This window comes from uncultured Gilvimarinus sp. (genome assembly GCF_963972205.1).
GTDB classification, from domain to species: domain Bacteria; phylum Pseudomonadota; class Gammaproteobacteria; order Pseudomonadales; family Cellvibrionaceae; genus Gilvimarinus; species Gilvimarinus japonicus.
Genome location: NZ_CAXAUC010000004.1, coordinates 154,091 through 169,974 on the forward strand (window position 1 = coordinate 154,091; position 15,884 = coordinate 169,974).

The 15,884-nt window shown below is 54.7% G+C and carries 14 protein-coding genes; 4 read left to right on the plus strand and 10 right to left on the minus strand.

Annotation, left to right across the window (positions count from 1 at the left end; genetic code table 11):
- Positions 1-46: 46 nt before the first annotated feature.
- The 3 genes from phoU (at position 47) to AACY82_RS09125 (ending at position 3,075) form a co-directional block, all read left to right on the plus strand.
- The gene (gene phoU, locus AACY82_RS09115; protein WP_339616584.1) at positions 47-781 is read left to right on the plus strand and encodes a phosphate signaling complex protein PhoU; all 735 of its coding nucleotides are present in this window, start codon (positions 47-49) and stop codon (positions 779-781) included.
- Between the two features lie 146 nt (positions 782-927).
- Positions 928-1,482 (plus strand): thioredoxin family protein, encoded by a 555-nt coding sequence (locus tag AACY82_RS09120; RefSeq protein ID WP_339616485.1) that lies wholly within the window; start codon positions 928-930, stop codon positions 1,480-1,482.
- A 3-nt stretch (positions 1,483-1,485) separates the two neighbouring features.
- Positions 1,486-3,075 carry a mechanosensitive ion channel family protein gene (locus AACY82_RS09125; RefSeq protein ID WP_339616486.1) on the plus strand — a complete coding sequence of 530 codons (1,590 nt, stop codon included), beginning with the start codon at positions 1,486-1,488 and terminating at the stop codon, positions 3,073-3,075.
- A 117-nt stretch (positions 3,076-3,192) separates the two neighbouring features.
- Here AACY82_RS09125 and purD read toward each other — a convergent pair whose 3' ends face one another.
- The 10 genes from purD to AACY82_RS09175 all read right to left on the minus strand — a co-directional run bounded on the left by purD (position 3,193) and on the right by AACY82_RS09175 (position 14,806).
- Positions 3,193-4,485, minus strand: a complete 1,293-nt coding sequence (gene purD, locus AACY82_RS09130; protein ID WP_339616487.1) for a phosphoribosylamine--glycine ligase — start codon at positions 4,483-4,485, stop codon at positions 3,193-3,195.
- 128 nt (positions 4,486-4,613) lie between these two features.
- Positions 4,614-6,185, minus strand: coding sequence for a bifunctional phosphoribosylaminoimidazolecarboxamide formyltransferase/IMP cyclohydrolase (purH, locus tag AACY82_RS09135; protein ID WP_339616488.1), 1,572 nt, complete (start codon positions 6,183-6,185; stop codon positions 4,614-4,616).
- 111 nt (positions 6,186-6,296) lie between these two features.
- Positions 6,297-6,578, minus strand: a complete 282-nt coding sequence (gene fis, locus AACY82_RS09140; RefSeq protein ID WP_339616585.1) for a DNA-binding transcriptional regulator Fis — start codon at positions 6,576-6,578, stop codon at positions 6,297-6,299.
- A 32-nt stretch (positions 6,579-6,610) separates the two neighbouring features.
- Entirely contained in the window at positions 6,611-7,606 is a 996-nt protein-coding gene (gene dusB / locus AACY82_RS09145) for a tRNA dihydrouridine synthase DusB (protein ID WP_339616489.1), read from the minus strand.
- A gap of 170 nt (positions 7,607-7,776) precedes the next feature.
- Complete coding sequence (locus AACY82_RS09150; protein ID WP_339616490.1) at positions 7,777-9,390, minus strand: DUF3426 domain-containing protein; 1,614 nt, start codon at positions 9,388-9,390, stop codon at positions 7,777-7,779.
- 94 nt (positions 9,391-9,484) lie between these two features.
- The gene (gene prmA / locus AACY82_RS09155; protein WP_339616491.1) at positions 9,485-10,366 is read right to left on the minus strand and encodes a 50S ribosomal protein L11 methyltransferase; all 882 of its coding nucleotides are present in this window, start codon (positions 10,364-10,366) and stop codon (positions 9,485-9,487) included.
- 46 nt (positions 10,367-10,412) lie between these two features.
- Positions 10,413-11,756 (minus strand): acetyl-CoA carboxylase biotin carboxylase subunit, encoded by a 1,344-nt coding sequence (accC, locus tag AACY82_RS09160; protein ID WP_339616492.1) that lies wholly within the window; start codon positions 11,754-11,756, stop codon positions 10,413-10,415.
- Between the two features lie 63 nt (positions 11,757-11,819).
- Positions 11,820-12,278 carry an acetyl-CoA carboxylase biotin carboxyl carrier protein gene (accB, locus tag AACY82_RS09165; protein ID WP_339616493.1) on the minus strand — a complete coding sequence of 153 codons (459 nt, stop codon included), beginning with the start codon at positions 12,276-12,278 and terminating at the stop codon, positions 11,820-11,822.
- A 43-nt stretch (positions 12,279-12,321) separates the two neighbouring features.
- Positions 12,322-12,762 (minus strand): type II 3-dehydroquinate dehydratase, encoded by a 441-nt coding sequence (aroQ, locus tag AACY82_RS09170; protein ID WP_339616494.1) that lies wholly within the window; start codon positions 12,760-12,762, stop codon positions 12,322-12,324.
- 289 nt (positions 12,763-13,051) lie between these two features.
- Positions 13,052-14,806 carry a protein-disulfide reductase DsbD gene (locus AACY82_RS09175; RefSeq protein WP_339616495.1) on the minus strand — a complete coding sequence of 585 codons (1,755 nt, stop codon included), beginning with the start codon at positions 14,804-14,806 and terminating at the stop codon, positions 13,052-13,054.
- Between the two features lie 310 nt (positions 14,807-15,116).
- Between AACY82_RS09175 and AACY82_RS09180 the strand changes: the two genes are divergently transcribed.
- On the plus strand, positions 15,117-15,821 hold the full coding sequence (locus AACY82_RS09180) for a hypothetical protein (protein WP_339616496.1): 705 nt from the start codon (positions 15,117-15,119) through the stop codon (positions 15,819-15,821).
- The last annotated feature ends 63 nt before the right edge of the window (positions 15,822-15,884 follow it).

Consider the following 15,884-nt stretch of genomic DNA (forward strand, 5'->3'; position numbering starts at 1 on the left):
AAGTGCGCGTGTAAATGGCTTTATTACGGAGTAACCGGCTATGGCTATGGATATTACCAGTCATACACACCATATTTCCCAGCAGTTTAATATCGAGCTGGATGATATAAAAACCCACCTATCAGAAATGGGGGGGTTGGCCGAGCGTCAGGTCAATGACGCTATTATGGCGATGATTGATGTCGACGTCGAAAAAGCGGAGCAAGTTGTCCGTGGTGACCACAAGGTTAATTCGATGGAGGTTTCCATTGATGAAGAGTGCGTGCGTATTCTTGCCAAGCGCCAACCAGCCGCCGGCGACTTGCGCTTGGTCATTGCTGTGACCAAAGCGATTACGGATCTGGAGCGGATAGGCGACGAGGCTGCAAAGATTGCGCGACAAGCGATGGCGCTGGGCCGTGACGGTGCGGCTCCCCGTGGTTATGTCGAAATGCGCCATATCGGCGAACATGTCTCGCGTATGCTGCACGACTCTTTGGATGCGTTTGCTCGGCTGGATCTTGATGTGGCCCTGAAAGTTGTCCAGACAGATCGCACCGTTGATCTGGAATACAGCACGGCAATGCGCGAGATGATCACTTATATGATCGAAGATCCGCGCAGTATTACCCGTGTGCTGAATATTATGTGGTCGCTACGCGCGCTGGAGCGGATTGGCGATCACGCGCGCAATATTGCACAGTATGTTGTGTACTTGGTTATGGGTGCCGATGTACGTCACGGCAGTATTGAGGAGATTGAAGAACAGATTCAACTGGAGCAAGATGATTCCGGGGCTTAGCTCAGCCCTAACGCTGTAACAGGCTGTCTGGGCGGTGATCCACCATGATTGCAAGGGTGGGGTAGAGTCGTTTTTTTGCACAGGTTTTACATTGAGGGCCTCACGCGCTTTAATGGCACTGTGCAAATAACAGAAGGAAGTATTTTATGGCTCGTACCCCCTCCAATATGTTGCCACTGGGCACCGCTCTGCCCGAGGTAGAACTACCCGACGGCGCCGGTGATTTGTGCAATATCGCGGCAAATGTACGCACTAATGGCTTGCTGGTGATGTTCATCTGTAATCATTGTCCGTTTGTCCTACATATCGCGGACTTTCTTGCCCCTCTGGCCCGCCAGCTGGCGCAACAAGGTATCGGCTGTGTCGCCATTAGCTCGAACGATGTCAACAACCATCCAGAGGATGCGCCTGATAAGATGGTAGCATTCGCCGCCAAGCACAACTTCCCATTTCCCTACCTTTATGATGAGTCGCAGGCGGTGGCCAAAGCTTTTGATGCCGCTTGTACACCTGATTTTTATCTGTTTGATGGCGATAAGAAGCTCGTTTATCGCGGTCAGATAGACGACGCCCGGCCCGGTAACGATGCTCCGGTTGATGGCCATAGTTTGTTGGCGGCCGCCCACGCGCTGGCACAGCAAGAGCCCGTAGCGGCCGAACAGAAACCCAGCTTAGGGTGCAATATCAAATGGAAGGGTTAGTCATTGAGCGCGAAAGTAGCCTGGCTATTGCTGGCGGTCTATGGGTTTGCATGGGCTAGTGCCCACGCCCAAGACGTTACGCTAAAGGATTTAGTAGAGTCGAACGCTGAAGCGGCCGAAGAGGCCGCACAAGTACAGCGTGACCAGCCGATGGCAACGCCCTTGGGCGCAGTGCTATTGATTCGCGATGCCGGCCGACAGCAGCAGTGGGAGCGTATGGCCGAGTACGCGGACTTTCGCTATTTAGATCCCGCTATTATTGATGAAGGCCCCGCCGTATTGATGCGTAAGCTCGCCGTGGTGTGGGAGCAGTATCAAATACTAGACTTGCCCAACCTGAATGACACCGAACAAGGCAACCTTAACGATGGCCTGCCCCCGTACCGTGAACGCCTAGGGAGCTTACGGGAAGGCTCGACCCACTATGACATCTTGTTGCAACGCGTACCCGATGGCAAAGGCAACCAACTCTGGAAAATATCAAACGCAACGGTGGCGCAAATACCGCAGCTTTGGCAAAAGTTTGGTTACCCGCCGCAGCTAGAGCGGTTAGAGCGATGGCTGCCAGAGTTTCGCCTGTTTCACATGCATAACTGGCAAGTATTGATGCTGTTTGTATTGGTGCTGGTGGGGTGGTTGGTTAGCGGCGTTATTCGGTGGATTTTGCTGAAACTAATGACGCACCTCTCGGTTTATGGCGACACGATGCAGCAGTTGGTGCGCCAGCCGCTGCGGCGGTTTCTGTTTTTTTGTTTCCTTAACTGGGGTGTTTATCAGCTGGGGCTGCCGCTTAAAGTTCGGGTGATATTTGACTCGGGTTTTTTAGCTTTTTTAGCCGGTATGTTTTTGGTGCTTGGGATTGTGGAGTTTGTTAAGGCGGTATATATAGCGCGCTCGATCGCCAAGGATGAAAGTTACTCTGAGGGTTTTGTGCGTCCCCTGGTGACCATTGTTAAAGTGTTGGTGGTGATTTTCGCCGTTTTATTATGGCTACAAAATGCCGGTTATAACATGGCGACGATATTAACGGGGCTGGGCATTGGTTCGCTGGCGATAGCATTAGCGGCGCAAAAAACCTTAGAAAATATTTTTGGTGCATTTACGTTGTTTGTGGCCCGACCGATAAAGCTCGGTGATTTTTGTCGTTTTGGTCCGATTGTTGGCACTGTTGAAGAGATCGGCTTGCGCTCCACCATGCTGCGTAAACTCGATCGGACTTTGGTGAGTGTGCCCAACTCCATTTTCTCGGTCGAGGTATTAGAAAACCTCTCTGAGATCGATCAACGTTTATACCGGCAAAGCTTTTGTTTATCGGCCGAGGCTGAAAGCGATAAGATCGCATCACTATTGGCAGATATGAACGCCGTGTTAGAGCAGCAAGATCAGGTGCTAGAGATCTCGCGGCGGGTGCGATTTGAGCAAGTAACCCGCGAAGGGTTTGTGGTTCAGGCAAACGCCTATATTGATACCAGTGATTTTAATGTGTTTTTGGCGGTGGCCGAACAACTAAATTTGCAGCTGTTGGCAACCGTAGAGCAACATGGCATTGCACTGGCGCATTGGTTGCCGGAATTACCGCAAAACGAAAGCTAGCGTGTTACTGCCAATGTTTGATGATATAAATTATGAAGATATAAAAAAGCCCCGATAATCGGGGCTTTTTTATAATGGTGCCAAAAAGTGCAGGGAGTTTTCTCTGTGGCGGGCGAGTTATTCCCCCTGCTGCTCCCTTGCAATGGCCCGATAGGCAATGTCGCTGCGGTAGTTGACGCCGCTCCAGGTGATTTTTTCGGCGAGCTTATAAGCGCGTTCTTGTGCCTCTTTAACAGAGTCGCCCAATGCGGTTGCACACAGAACCCGACCACCGTTGGTGACTATGTCATCCCCGTTGCGCGCTGTGCCGGCATGAAACACCTTTTCGCCTGCCGTTTCAGTGGTGGGCAGGCCCGAAATCGCGTCGCCTTTAGGGTAGCTGGCAGGATAGCCGCCAGCGGCCAATACCACGCCGACGGAAGCGCGTTGGTCCCATTCGACGGTAGCTTTGTCAAGCTCACCGTTAAGGGCGGCTAGGCAGAGTGACACCAAATCAGATTGCAAGCGCAACATGATTGGCTGTGTTTCAGGGTCGCCAAAACGACAGTTGTACTCAATCACTTTAGGTGCACCGCTGGCATCGATCATTAATCCCGCGTATAAAAAACCGGTGTAGCGATTGCCCTCGGCCGCCATGCCTTGCACTGTGGGGTAAATGACTTCGTCCATAATGCGCTGGTGCACCGCATCGGTTACTACGGGGGCGGGAGAATAAGCCCCCATGCCGCCGGTGTTCGGGCCAGTGTCGCCGTCACCCGCGCGTTTGTGGTCTTGGCTGGTGGCCATCGGTAATACATTTTCGCCGTCGACCATCACAATAAAGCTGGCTTCTTCTCCGCTGAGAAACTCTTCGATCACCACCCGACAACCGGCATCGCCAAAAGCGTTGCCCGATAACATATCGCGCACAGCAGCTTCTGCTTGCTCAAGGGTCTCGGCGACAATTACACCTTTACCGGCAGCAAGGCCGTCGGCTTTAACGACAATCGGTGCGCCTTTTTCCCGTAGATAGGCGAGTGCTGGCTCGACTTCGGTAAAGTTCTGGTAAGCGCCGGTAGGAATTTTGTGACGCTCTAAAAAGTCTTTAGTGAAAGCCTTTGAGCCCTCCAGTTGCGCCGCGCCTTTGGTGGGGCCAAAGCAGGCCAGGTCGCGCTCGGTAAAATAATCTACTACGCCTTCAACCAAAGGTACTTCGGGGCCGACGATGGTTAGTGCGACTTCTTCGGTTTTAGCGAACTCCGCCAGCGCGGCAAAGTCCAGTACGTCGATATCGACGTTCTTTAGCTTATCATCCAGTGCAGTACCGGCGTTGCCTGGTGCTAGGTACACGGTTTCTACTTGTTGACTTTGCGCTGCTTTCCAAGCCAGAGCGTGCTCGCGGCCACCGCCGCCAATGATGAGAATATTCATTTTTTTACGGTAAACGGGGAGCGGTAAACGGAAAACGCCGTTACCGCTCAACCCTTCCTCCCACTCAGTTCAAAAGTTCAAAGAGTGGACGAGGGGCGTTCGCCGTACCCCGTCCACCGTTAGCCGTTTTAGTGCCGGAAATGACGCATGCCGGTAAAGACCATTGCGATTCCGGCTTCATCGGCGGCGGCGATCACTTCGTCATCGCGCATGGAGCCGCCGGGTTGAATGACCGCTGCGATGCCCGCGGCAGCCGCGTTCTCGATGCCATCGCGAAATGGAAAGAATGCGTCTGACGCCATTACCGAACCCGGCACAGCAAGGCCGGCATGTTCCGCTTTAATACCGGCGATACGAGCCGAGTTGACGCGGCTCATTTGGCCGGCACCAACGCCGACGGTGGCGCCGTCTTTACCGTAGACAATGGCGTTGGACTTAACCATTTTTGCCACTTTCCAGGTGAACAGTAAATCGCGCATTTGCGCTTCGGTAGGTACCTGTTTGGTCACGACTTTTAAGTCTGCTGCGCTGACGGTGCCGTTGTCACGATCTTGAACCAGCAGGCCACCGGAAACACGCTTGTAGTCGTAATCGGCAGGGCTTTGGCCCCACTGGCCACACTCTAGTAAACGAACATTCTTTTTCGCGCTCACGGCTTCAACGGCGGCCGGCTCAATACTCGGGGCAATAATGACTTCGACAAACTGCTTGTCGACAATAGCTTTGGCGGTAGCGGCGTCGAGCGGGCGGTTAAAAGCGATGATGCCGCCAAAAGATGATTCGGGGTCGGTCGCAAAAGCGCGCTCGTAAGCTGCCTGTAAACTATCAGCGCTGGCCACACCGCAAGGGTTGGCATGTTTTACAATGACACAGGTGGGGGCATCAAACAGTTTAACGGTTTCCAGCGCGGCATCTGTGTCGGCAATATTGTTGTAAGACAGTTCTTTGCCTTGCAGTTGTTTGGCGGTCGCAATCGTACCGGCCGCTGGATTTTTTTCGACAAAAAATGCGCTTTTTTGATGGGAGTTTTCACCGTAGCGCAAGGTTTGTACTTGGTGAAATTGGCTGTTAAACGTGCGCGGGAAGTCGTCGCTGCCGCCCTCTACCATACGGCCAAAATAGTTGGCGATGGCGCCGTCGTAGGCGGCGGTGTGCTCGTAAGCTTTTATGGCTAAATCGAAGCGAGTTTTGTAGGTGGTGGCGCCGTCGTTGGCTGACATCTCGGCTAAAATTTTTCCGTAGTCGGCAGCGTTAACTACAATGTTAACCCACGCGTTGTTTTTGGCTGCTGCCCGCACCATGGTTGGGCCGCCAATGTCGATATTCTCAATGGCATCTTCGAGGCTGCAATCGGGGTTGGCTACGGTGTTCTCAAATGGGTATAAGTTCACCACGACCATGTCGATACCGCCGATACCATGCTCGCTCATTACCGCGTCGTCTTGGCCGCGACGGGCCAGAATGCCGCCGTGAACTTTGGGGTGCAGCGTTTTCACGCGGCCGTCCATCATCTCGGGGAAACCTGTGTAATCGGACACTTCGACTGCGGGGATATCGCTGTCTTTAAGTAAGCGGTAAGTGCCGCCGGTAGAGAGAATTTCAACACCTTGCTGATGCAGGGCACGGGCAAAATCTACAATGCCCGTTTTATCGGAGACGCTGATCAGGGCGCGTTTTACAGGCGCGAGGTCGGTAGTCATGGGGACGCTTCCAGTTGTCGTTAAGCTGAGGTCTTTAAAAACAAATTGTTAAAAACAAAAAAAGGTGGCCCGTAGCCACCCTTGGGTGCCATAGGCACCAATTATCTTTGCTTACAGTAAGCCGTACTGCTTAAGCTTTTTGCGTAAAGTGCCACGGTTTAAACCCAGCGCTTGTGCTGCGCGAGTTTGGTTGTGACGGGTGTACTTTAATACCACCTCGAGTAAAGGCGCCTCGACCTCGGCCATTACCATGTCGTAGACATTGCTAACAGGCTGTCCATCTAAATGCTGGAAGTAATTTTCCATAGCTTGCTCGACACTGCCGCGCAATGACTGCGCTTGAGTCGCGGGTGCCTGTTGTGGTTGTGCGCCCAAGGACTCTTTGGGAGTCATCGATGCATCGGTGATAAAAGTTTCTACTGAATTCATGCCGCTTTTTCCTCTCTTTCTAACAGCTGTTCGAAGTAATCCCGAACACTGGCATATTGATCTTGGGCGTTTTCTAACTGGTTGAACGTAGCGCGAAACGGCCCGCTGTCGGGCAGTGTTTGCAGGTACCAGCCGAGGTGCTTGCGCGATATACGCGGCCCCATGACTGGACCGTAAAATTCGGCCAGTTCCCCCAAATGGGTACAAAGAATATCCCTGATTTCACTCAGGGGTGGTTCAGCTAACAGCTCGCCAGTACGCAGGTAGTGGTCAATCTGTTTAAAAATCCAAGGGCGCCCTTGCGCGGCACGCCCGATCATAACGGCTTGTGCGCCTGTGTGTTGCAGCACTTGCTGTGCTTTGGGCGCCGTGTCGATATCGCCGTTGCACAGCACCGGAATATTGATGTTTTGTACAACCTCGGCAATCGTGTCGTACTCGGCCTGACCGCCAAAACGGCAGGCCCGGGTGCGGCCATGTATGGCCAGCGCTTTAATACCGCAACTTTCGGCGAGCTTGGCAATGGTAACTGCATTGCGCTGGTCCGGGCTCCAGCCGGTGCGTATTTTTAGTGTTACAGGTACCGTAACGGCTGATACTACCGCTTGTAATATATTTGCTACTAAGGCTTCGTCGCGCAGCAATGCTGAGCCGGCGGCTTTTTTACAAACTTTTTTTGCCGGGCACCCCATATTGATGTCGATGATCTGGGCGCCGTTATCCACGTTAAGACGGGCGGCCTCAGCCATCATCGCCGGATCGGCGCCGGCTATTTGCACCGCAATGGGGCCTGTTTCGCCGCGATGATCGAGCCGCTGGCGGCTTTTGCGGCTATGCCAGAGCGTTGCATCAGAGGTGACCATCTCCGAGATTGCGAGCCCTGCACCCTGTTGCCGGCAAAGCTGGCGAAAGGGGCGGTCAGTAACACCCGCCATAGGCGCTAGCACTACAGGAACATCGATTTGATAAGGGCCAATCTGGAGCACTGTCAACTACCTTACCGACGGTTCTGTCTAAAGCGATACGTTAATTTCTAGCGGCAGGGCCGGTCGAAAAAGGCTGGCTATGATACCTTTTTGCAACCGGATTGGGAACGCAGAATTCACACAGATTGGCTTTTTTTTAAGCGAATTTTGCTCTTTAGCCGGCGTGGGTGAATTCTCTAAGGAATAACTAAGCTGTAATTGACTGCCTCTGGGCCGGGGTCGGAAAGCTCCAGGCTCAGGTGAACTGGTTGGTTAGACGGCATAATGGTGCGGCCTGTTAGCTCGCCCCGCAAGTACTCTTTAGGGGTGAAAACACGTGAGGCGACCGGCCTGTCGTTGATGTCGCTAAAGGTTAGCTGCAGGGCTGGGTAGGGCTGCTTAAAGTCGGCGCTGTTGAGAATAATAGCGTCTATCATCAGTGCTCGCGATTGCTCTGGGTGCTGCCGTACCACTAGGTTAAACGCGCGGACTTTGCTGGTGTCCCGTAAGGTGGGTAACTGGCATCCGATCAGGCTGCAAACGCTTTGATAGTAGCTCCGGTAGGGTTCAATACGACTGTAGCGGTCAAACTGCAACCAGGCGATTTGCGCGGCAAGGCCCAGCGCTGCCAGCAGGCACAGGCCGCCCCAGATTAAGCGCTTGCGCCACGGATGGTGGTGGGAGCCCGCCATTTCTACCGGCTCGGGGTCGATTCCCATCAGCAGCGCGCTGCGCTCGCTGTCATAAGCGCGGAGTTGCCCGCCAAACCTCGTCGCCTCTTGGCTGCTGTCTTCCTCGTCAGAGTCGTCCGCGTGCAAATAAAAACGTGGTGCGGGGGCGGCGCTGGGTGGCTTCTCAGGTGGAGGCTCGAGCGGCTCCTCTGGTGCGACTAGCTCTGTGCTTGCACTGTGCTCGTTGGCTGCGTAATTGTCGATAAACGCATCAGTATCGCGCTGCTCGTTATTTTCTTGAGGGGTGACGGTAACCGGCTGCTCGCCCCGGGTGATACTGAGGGGATTGTCAAAGCTGTCGCTGGTTTTTGTTGGTACTGGCGCGTCGTCGTCTAGTAGATTTTCGGCCCATGACTCGTCGCTGGTGTCGACAAACTCTTCGCCGCGGTGCTCAATTCTTCGCTCAAACAGTGAGTGGCTGCTGTCGCTGGGAGCGACGTATAGATCGCTGTCAGGCTCGGTGCTTGGGTTGTCCATGTCATCGCTGATCAGCACATCGTCGTCGAGCTCGCTCTCAAGGTCGATCTGTGCTTGATCGAAGCGCAGTAAGCCTTCTTGGCCGGCGCTCGGGGTCAGCTCTTGCTCGCTAACGTTGATTGTGTGCTCGGACGATGTGGGTTTTACACTTATGTCGGGCGTCTCGTCGAGAGTCTCCGTTTTGCGCGACGATGTGTCTTGCTCGAGCGGCACTGCTGTAGCCGTGGGGGCGGCGGGGCGCGGTGCGGTATCGTTATGCGGTTTAGCCTCTGACTGGGAGTCTGCCGTGATTTGGCGCGCAGAGCTTGGTGGTGTCTGTGTGGTTTCGGGGTTGGTTGCGCTCGCCGGCGGCACTTCAAGCTCCGGCTCACTGTTGATGGGCAGTTGCGCTTGGGTTGGTGGGGGCGTTTGCGGCGCGCGCTTGGCGGCTTTTTCGCGTCGCTCTGTGGGCTTGGGGTTACCGCCCTCAATCAGGTTTTGCTCAGCGTTAAAAATATGCAAGCAAGAGCCGCAGCGCACAGCGCCGCGGGCTTTTTGAATTTGCGCAGGCGTAATCCGAAACGACGTACTGCACTGCGGGCAGCGGGTAACCAGTTGGGTCATAGCTAACGCGTTTTCCTTGCTGTCGCGGGAGAGCCTCCCGAGCACACTAGAGCCAGTTTAATCGCAAAGTGTGCACGGGTAAATGCGCCACAGTTTAGCGAATTTTGGTGCCGGTAATACGAACCCATTCGTCTTTTTGGGCGACTGGGTCAAACACAAAATTGTCAGCGTAGGCTGCCATTACCGCGTCTGCCTGCGTCGCCAAAATGCCCGAGAGGCATATTTTGCCATCGCGGCGCGTTAAGGCAGATAGCTGTGGCGCAAGCTCTGCAAGGGGGCCGGCGAGTATGTTGGCCAGGACGATATCGACCGGCTCATTGGGTGCCTGAGGTGGCAAAAACACTGGCATGGCGTTTTCGGCCAGCTGGTTGCGCTGCGCGTTGTCGCTGGTGGCAAGCAGCGCCTGTGGGTCGATGTCGACCCCGACGACTTTGCGCGCGCCAAGCTTGAGCGCCGCAATGCCGAGAATCCCCGAGCCGCAGCCGTAATCCACCAAGTGTAAATCGTCTAGAGTTTGCCCATCCAGCCACTGCATACACAAAAAAGTGGTGGGGTGGGTGCCCGTGCCGAATGCCAGGCCTGGGTCGAGTAGAATGTTAACTTTATCGGGCTCTGGTGGTGCGAGCCAGCTGGGGCAGATCCATAGGCGCTTACCGCAGCAGATGGGATGGTAGTTACTCATCCATTCCCGCTCCCAGTCTTTGTCTTCTAACTGCTCCCACTGGTGTTCGGGCAGCGCTTGATTAAACCGCGTTGTGATTTGCTCGGTGGTGTTGCGGGTATCGATGTCGGCATCGAATAGTCCGGTGATGCGCACTTGATCCCACAGCGGAGTTTCACCCAGGCCAGGCTCCAAAATGGGCTGGTCGGCGTTGTCCTGCAGGGTGACGCTGACGGCGCCGGTATCGAGCAAGGCGTCTTCAAGTTTGGCTGCCTGCTCGCGCACAGTGTTGAGTTTAATTTGTAACCAGGGCATGACAGTCCAGAGGCTTGGGGTCCGGCGGGTGCCGGACCTTGCGGGTTTAACCTTCGAGCTTTTTCTCGAGGTAGTGAATGTTGACACCGCCTTCGCGGAACGCCGGATCGCGCACCAAACGCTGTTGCAACGGAATGTTGGTGCGAATACCGTCAATAACGGTTTCTTCCAACGCATTGCGCATACGGTTGAGGGCGATGGTGCGATCTTCACCGTGAGTAATGATTTTGGCGATCATTGAATCGTAGTTGGGCGGTACGCTGTAGCCACTGTAAAGGTGAGAGTCAACTCGCACCCCAAATCCGCCCGGCGCATGAAAATTATTGATGGTGCCGGGGCAGGGCATAAAAGTTTTGGGGTCTTCGGCGTTAATACGGCACTCAAAAGCATGGCCGCGGATCACCACGTCCTCTTGTTTGATTGAGAGCTTCTCGCCAGCGCAGACGCGGATTTGCTCGCGAATAATATCGATGCCGGTCACCATCTCGGTTACTGGGTGCTCGACCTGAACGCGGGTGTTCATCTCGATAAAGTAAAAGCGACCGTCTTCGTACAAAAACTCAAAGGTGCCCGCGCCTTTGTAACCGATATCGATACACGCTTGCACACATGCCGCAGCGGTAGACTCGCGAACATCCTCTGGGATGCCGGGGGCTGGAGCTTCCTCTAACACCTTTTGATGGCGGCGTTGTAGCGAGCAATCGCGGTCCCCTAAGTGTATCGCGCTGCCCTGGCCATCGGAAAGAATTTGAATCTCGACGTGACGTGGGTTTTGCAGGAATTTTTCCATGTAAACTGTATCGTCACCAAAGGCGCCTTTGGCCTCGCTTTGGGTGATATGGATAGAGCTCATGAGTGACGCTTCGGTGTGCACTACGCGCATCCCGCGCCCGCCGCCACCGGCCGCAGCCTTAATGATGATGGGGTACCCGATTCGCTTGGCGATAGCCTGACAGGTGTCGCGATCCTCGGTTGGCAGTGGGCCGTCTGAGCCGGGCACTGTAGGCACCCCGGCTTTTTTCATGGCGGCAATCGCGGCCACTTTGTCGCCCATGACACGGATAACGTCGGGATCTGGGCCAATAAACACAAAGCCGCTTTTTTGTACTTGCTCGGCAAAGTCAGCGTTTTCGGCTAAAAAGCCATAGCCTGGATGAACCGCCACTGAGTCGGTTACTTCCATCGCGCTGATAATAGCGGGGATGTTTAGATAGCTTTGCGGTGACGGGTTAGGCCCGATGCAAACAGACTCGTCGGCCAATCGCACGTGTTTTAAATCGCGGTCGACCTGCGAGTGTACCGCGACGGTTTTAATGCCCATTTCTTTACAGGCGCGCAAAATCCGCAGTGCAATTTCACCGCGGTTTGCAATTAATATTTTCTCAAACATACACCAACTCCTCGTGTTTTATCGGCACGCTAGTGCGTAAATAGCTGCGCTTCACAATCGTACTTAGACGATGGTTACCAAGGGTTGGTCAAACTCTACCGGCTCGCCGTCTTCAACCAGAATGGCTTCGATAACGCCAGCCTTGTCGGCTTCGATTTGGTTCATCATTTTCATGGCTTCGATAATGCAAATAACGTCGCCGGCTTTTACGTGTTTGCCCACTTCCGCAAAGGCTGGAGAACCCGGGCTTGGCGAACGGTAAAAGGTGCCTACCATGGGGGATTTGACTAAATGGCCCGAGGGCGCCTCTGGCTCGGCCGCAGCAGGGGCGGCGGCCGGTGCGGCTGCAGGGGCCGGTGCGGCAGGCGCAGGAGCCGGCGCGTACATTTGTGGTTGCGCAACGGCGGCGTGAGTGGAGTTGCGGCTGATGCGCACTGACTCTTCGCCTTCTTTAATTTCCAGCTCGCCGATATCAGACTCTTCCAGCAGCTCAATCAATTTTTTAATTTTACGAATATCCATGTGGCCCTCTCTTAATATACGGGATTCAATTCAAGTATTAGCGTTACTGTGAGCAGCGAGTCAGCGCCGCAGTTAGCGCAAGCTCGTAGCCCTCGGCGCCAAGGCCGCAAATAACGCCCTCGGCAATATCAGAAAAATATGACGTGTGCCTAAACTCTTCGCGTCTATACACGTTAGAAATGTGCACTTCTATAAACGGAATGCCCACCGCCAGTAGGGCGTCACGCAGGGCGACGCTGGTGTGGGTGAAAGCGGCGGGATTAAAGATAATAAAATCCACGCCTTCTGAGCGCGCTTCGTGTACGCGGTCGATTAGCTCGTACTCGGCGTTGCTTTGCAGGCTTAGCAGGTGGTGGCCCTGCTGCTGACAGATCTCACTCAGACGTTGGTTGATATCATTGAGTGTAGTGGCTCCGTAGACGCCCGGCTCACGAGTTCCCAGTAAGTTGAGATTGGGGCCGTGTAACACCAGTATGCTCGCCATGGGTAATCCTTCGCTGGCTGTGCCAAGAATGACCGAGGTTGCCCTCAGCCGCGTATAAGGCGCGAGTTTGCCGTAAAAAAGTGTATGTGTCCATGATGTGCCGGTATTTTTCTCGAATTCCCGAAAAATGTCGACACGTTTGCCGCCGTTAGTAGGTTTTTGTCGGCAGCTGGCTAATTGTTGGGCGGCAAGACGCGTCAGTTTTTGCACGATAGTGCCTTTTGCCAGCGGGTTACCCGCGATTTGACGTAAGGTTGTGCAAGTTCGTCAAATGAGCGGCTAAAGTCAGTTAAGTATTGTCTTTCGTCGGGTAGCTGCTCCTAAACTCATCCAGCAAGTGCTTTTTGCGCAATAGTTGTGGAAGAATAATGGCTTTCTCGGAGCTGCCGGGGGCAAACCATAGGTAAAGTGGCACGCCGCTGCGCTGATACTCATTTAACAGTTTGGTGATAGCCGGGTCGCCGTTGGTCCAGTCGCCTTTTAAGGTGGCAATGTTGTAATTGTTAAAGGCTTGTTTGATCTCCTCGGTGCCAAGTACCACTGCTTCGTTGGTCAGGCAGGTGACGCACCAATCAGCGGTTAAATTGACAAATACACCGCGCCCTTCGGCGCGCAACTGTGCGAGCGTCTCGGCGTTGTACGGTTGCCAGTGATCGGTGCTGACGTTACGGTAGCCGGTCGATTTAATGGCGACAAAAGGTAGCATTAGCGCGATGGCTACCAGGGATATGGCTGCCGCATTGACGGCTATGCGCGCGCCCGCGCCTGACGGGCGGTGCTGGTGGAGCCAAATGGCAAAGCCAAACAAGAGTGCGCCGAGCAGTAAAATGACAATAGCGTCGCTACCGGCTTGGTGGCCGAGCACCCACAATAGCCAAAGTGCGGTAAGGTAAATTGGAAAGGCGAGCAGCTGCTTTAATGTGTCCATCCAGGGGCCTGGCGAGGGCAGGTGACGCATTAAGGCAGGAACGTAGCACAGCACCAGTAAGGGCAACGCCATACCAAAACCCAGCGCCATAAACACCAGCAGCGCGGTGGCCGCCGGTTGAGTTAATGCGTAACCCAGTGCGACTCCCATAAATGGCGCGGTACATGGGCTGGCGACAACAGCCGCCAGCACCCCGGTAAAAAATGAACCGGTCATGCCGTTGCTTTGGGTTAAGCGTTGGCCCACGCCCATTAAGCTGTTGCCCATGTTGACTAGACCGGACAGCACCAGCCCCATGAGTACAAACAAGTACACCAGTGCGGCGATTACCAGAGGAGATTGCAACTGGAAGCCCCAGCCGGCTGCTTCGCCGCTGGCCCTAGCAATAAGCAACAGCGCGGCAAAGCCGGCAAAACTTGCCAGAATGCCCGCCGTGTAGGCCCAGCCGTGGTGGTGGGCGCGCTGGCGGTCAGCGCCGGTTAAGCTTAGTACTTTAATGGACAAAACCGGAAACACGCAGGGCATTAAGTTAAGAATAACGCCGCCGGTTAGGGCAAGCAGTAATATCGCCCAAAGGCCTGCGCTGCTGCCGGTGTCTGAGCTGGCTGCGCGATTGTCGGCATTGCTCGCGCCACTTTCGAAGGCGGCGGCATCGATGGGGTCGGCCGAACTATCGGTTGGGTCGACGTGTAAGTAGTTATCATAAGGTGGGTAGCACAATCCTGCCTCTGCGCAGCCCTGCGAGCGTATCTTTAGGTTGAATGGCGCGGTGTCGGCGCTGAGTGGCACGGTGAGTGTTGCCGAGCCAAAGTGCAACGCCATGTCTTTTTCAAAGTATTCGTCGTATTTTTTGATGCTGTCGGAGAATTCGGGAGTGAGCCGGACCCCTGTGTCGGTGGTCAGAGCAAACTGTTCTTGATAGAGGTAGTAGCCCGGCTCAACGTCCCAGTGCAATATGAGTGAGCCATCGCGCACCCAGGTGCTGAGCATATAAGCTTCGGTGACGGGCAAAAATTCGGGCTCAGCTTCATCGTCTTGTGGTCCGATGCTCAGGCCGCTGGCCGGGCTGGCGGATTTAGGCGGCACTAGTTCAATGGTGTCAGCGCCGTGAGCCATAACGGCGGTACAGAGCGTGAATAGCAGTAACAACTGGTGGGCAGTAACCAGGAGGCGGCGGAGTAAGGAGTCAGTCATTACGTTATTGTGGCTCGCAAATATGGATTGGGTGAATGTAGGCGTCTATTCTCGCGCTGGACGCGATGTTTTACAAATGTCGCCGTGTGATGTGGGTAAAAAGATGAGACCGTGTCGGCAGCATCCAGTTCCGGCGCGTTGCCGCCAAGGGGCGAGACCGGCTACACTGGTTCAGATTGATTTAGCCTGAAAAAACCAACACATTGGGCGTAGCAGCGGAGACCCGGTCGTAATGAAGTGTATTAGTACTCTGGCGGTATTGTGTGCATTGCTGATGGCGGGGTGCTCGACCACTGCCCCACCGCAACCTAAGCAGAGCCGCGAGCCGGTCGCGGTTAAGCCAACGGTTAGCCCGGCCGAGCAGCGTGCGCGGATGATTGCCCGGTTGTTATCGCGTGCCGAGCGAGCCTTGGCCCGAGACCGTTTGTTAATGCCCGCGTATGACAATGCCTATGACCGCTATGCCAGTGTGCTGCAGCTAGATCCGGATAACGAAGCGGCCGAGCTGGGGATGCAAGCGATTGTTTTACGCTATTTAGCCATGGCTCGCGACGCCGCGCAGCGCAGCCGCTATCAAGAGGCGCACCGTTATCTGGATCGGGCGGCGACGGTGTTGCCGGATAATGCCGCCGTTAGCGCTATGATTGACGAGCAGCGCGAGCAAACCGTGGAACCGCAGACGCCCGTGGTGGCCGATAACGCCGTACTCCTTAATGCCGGCGAGCTGCAGGCTCGTACCGCTACCGTTAAGGCGCAATTGTCTGATTTAGCGTTGCGCGCGCGTCGTGACGAGCAAATGGTGCTGATTGTTACCGGCACTGATGCTCAGGGACGTTGGGTGTATCAAACCATGCGCGAGGCGGTAAAAGGGTATTTGCTGCGCGCTGATATTAAAGTGGGTTCGCCCGCGCGAGTTGAGTTTTTATCGCCGCCGTAGTTTTGGTTGTTATGCCTGCGCCCACGCGGGTCGGTATCGTGCGTCAGCTTTGGCGCAACCCTT

Excerpts from the sequence above, each read along its gene's own strand:
- purH (WP_339616488.1), bottom strand. The coding sequence starts at position 6,185 with ATGACTACCGACCTCGCGCCTGTAAAACGCGCCCTGATCAGCGTCTCC.
- phoU (WP_339616584.1), top strand. The coding sequence starts at position 47 with ATGGATATTACCAGTCATACACACCATATTTCCCAGCAGTTTAATATC.
- AACY82_RS09120 (WP_339616485.1), top strand. The coding sequence starts at position 928 with ATGGCTCGTACCCCCTCCAATATGTTGCCACTGGGCACCGCTCTGCCC.
- AACY82_RS09180 (WP_339616496.1), top strand. The coding sequence starts at position 15,117 with ATGAAGTGTATTAGTACTCTGGCGGTATTGTGTGCATTGCTGATGGCG.
- prmA (WP_339616491.1), bottom strand. The coding sequence starts at position 10,366 with ATGCCCTGGTTACAAATTAAACTCAACACTGTGCGCGAGCAGGCAGCC.
- AACY82_RS09175 (WP_339616495.1), bottom strand. The coding sequence starts at position 14,806 with ATGGCTCACGGCGCTGACACCATTGAACTAGTGCCGCCTAAATCCGCC.
- accC (WP_339616492.1), bottom strand. The coding sequence starts at position 11,756 with ATGTTTGAGAAAATATTAATTGCAAACCGCGGTGAAATTGCACTGCGG.
- accB (WP_339616493.1), bottom strand. The coding sequence starts at position 12,278 with ATGGATATTCGTAAAATTAAAAAATTGATTGAGCTGCTGGAAGAGTCT.
- purD (WP_339616487.1), bottom strand. The coding sequence starts at position 4,485 with ATGAATATTCTCATCATTGGCGGCGGTGGCCGCGAGCACGCTCTGGCT.
- aroQ (WP_339616494.1), bottom strand. The coding sequence starts at position 12,762 with ATGGCGAGCATACTGGTGTTACACGGCCCCAATCTCAACTTACTGGGA.
- AACY82_RS09150 (WP_339616490.1), bottom strand. The coding sequence starts at position 9,390 with ATGACCCAACTGGTTACCCGCTGCCCGCAGTGCAGTACGTCGTTTCGG.
- fis (WP_339616585.1), bottom strand. The coding sequence starts at position 6,578 with ATGACTCCCAAAGAGTCCTTGGGCGCACAACCACAACAGGCACCCGCG.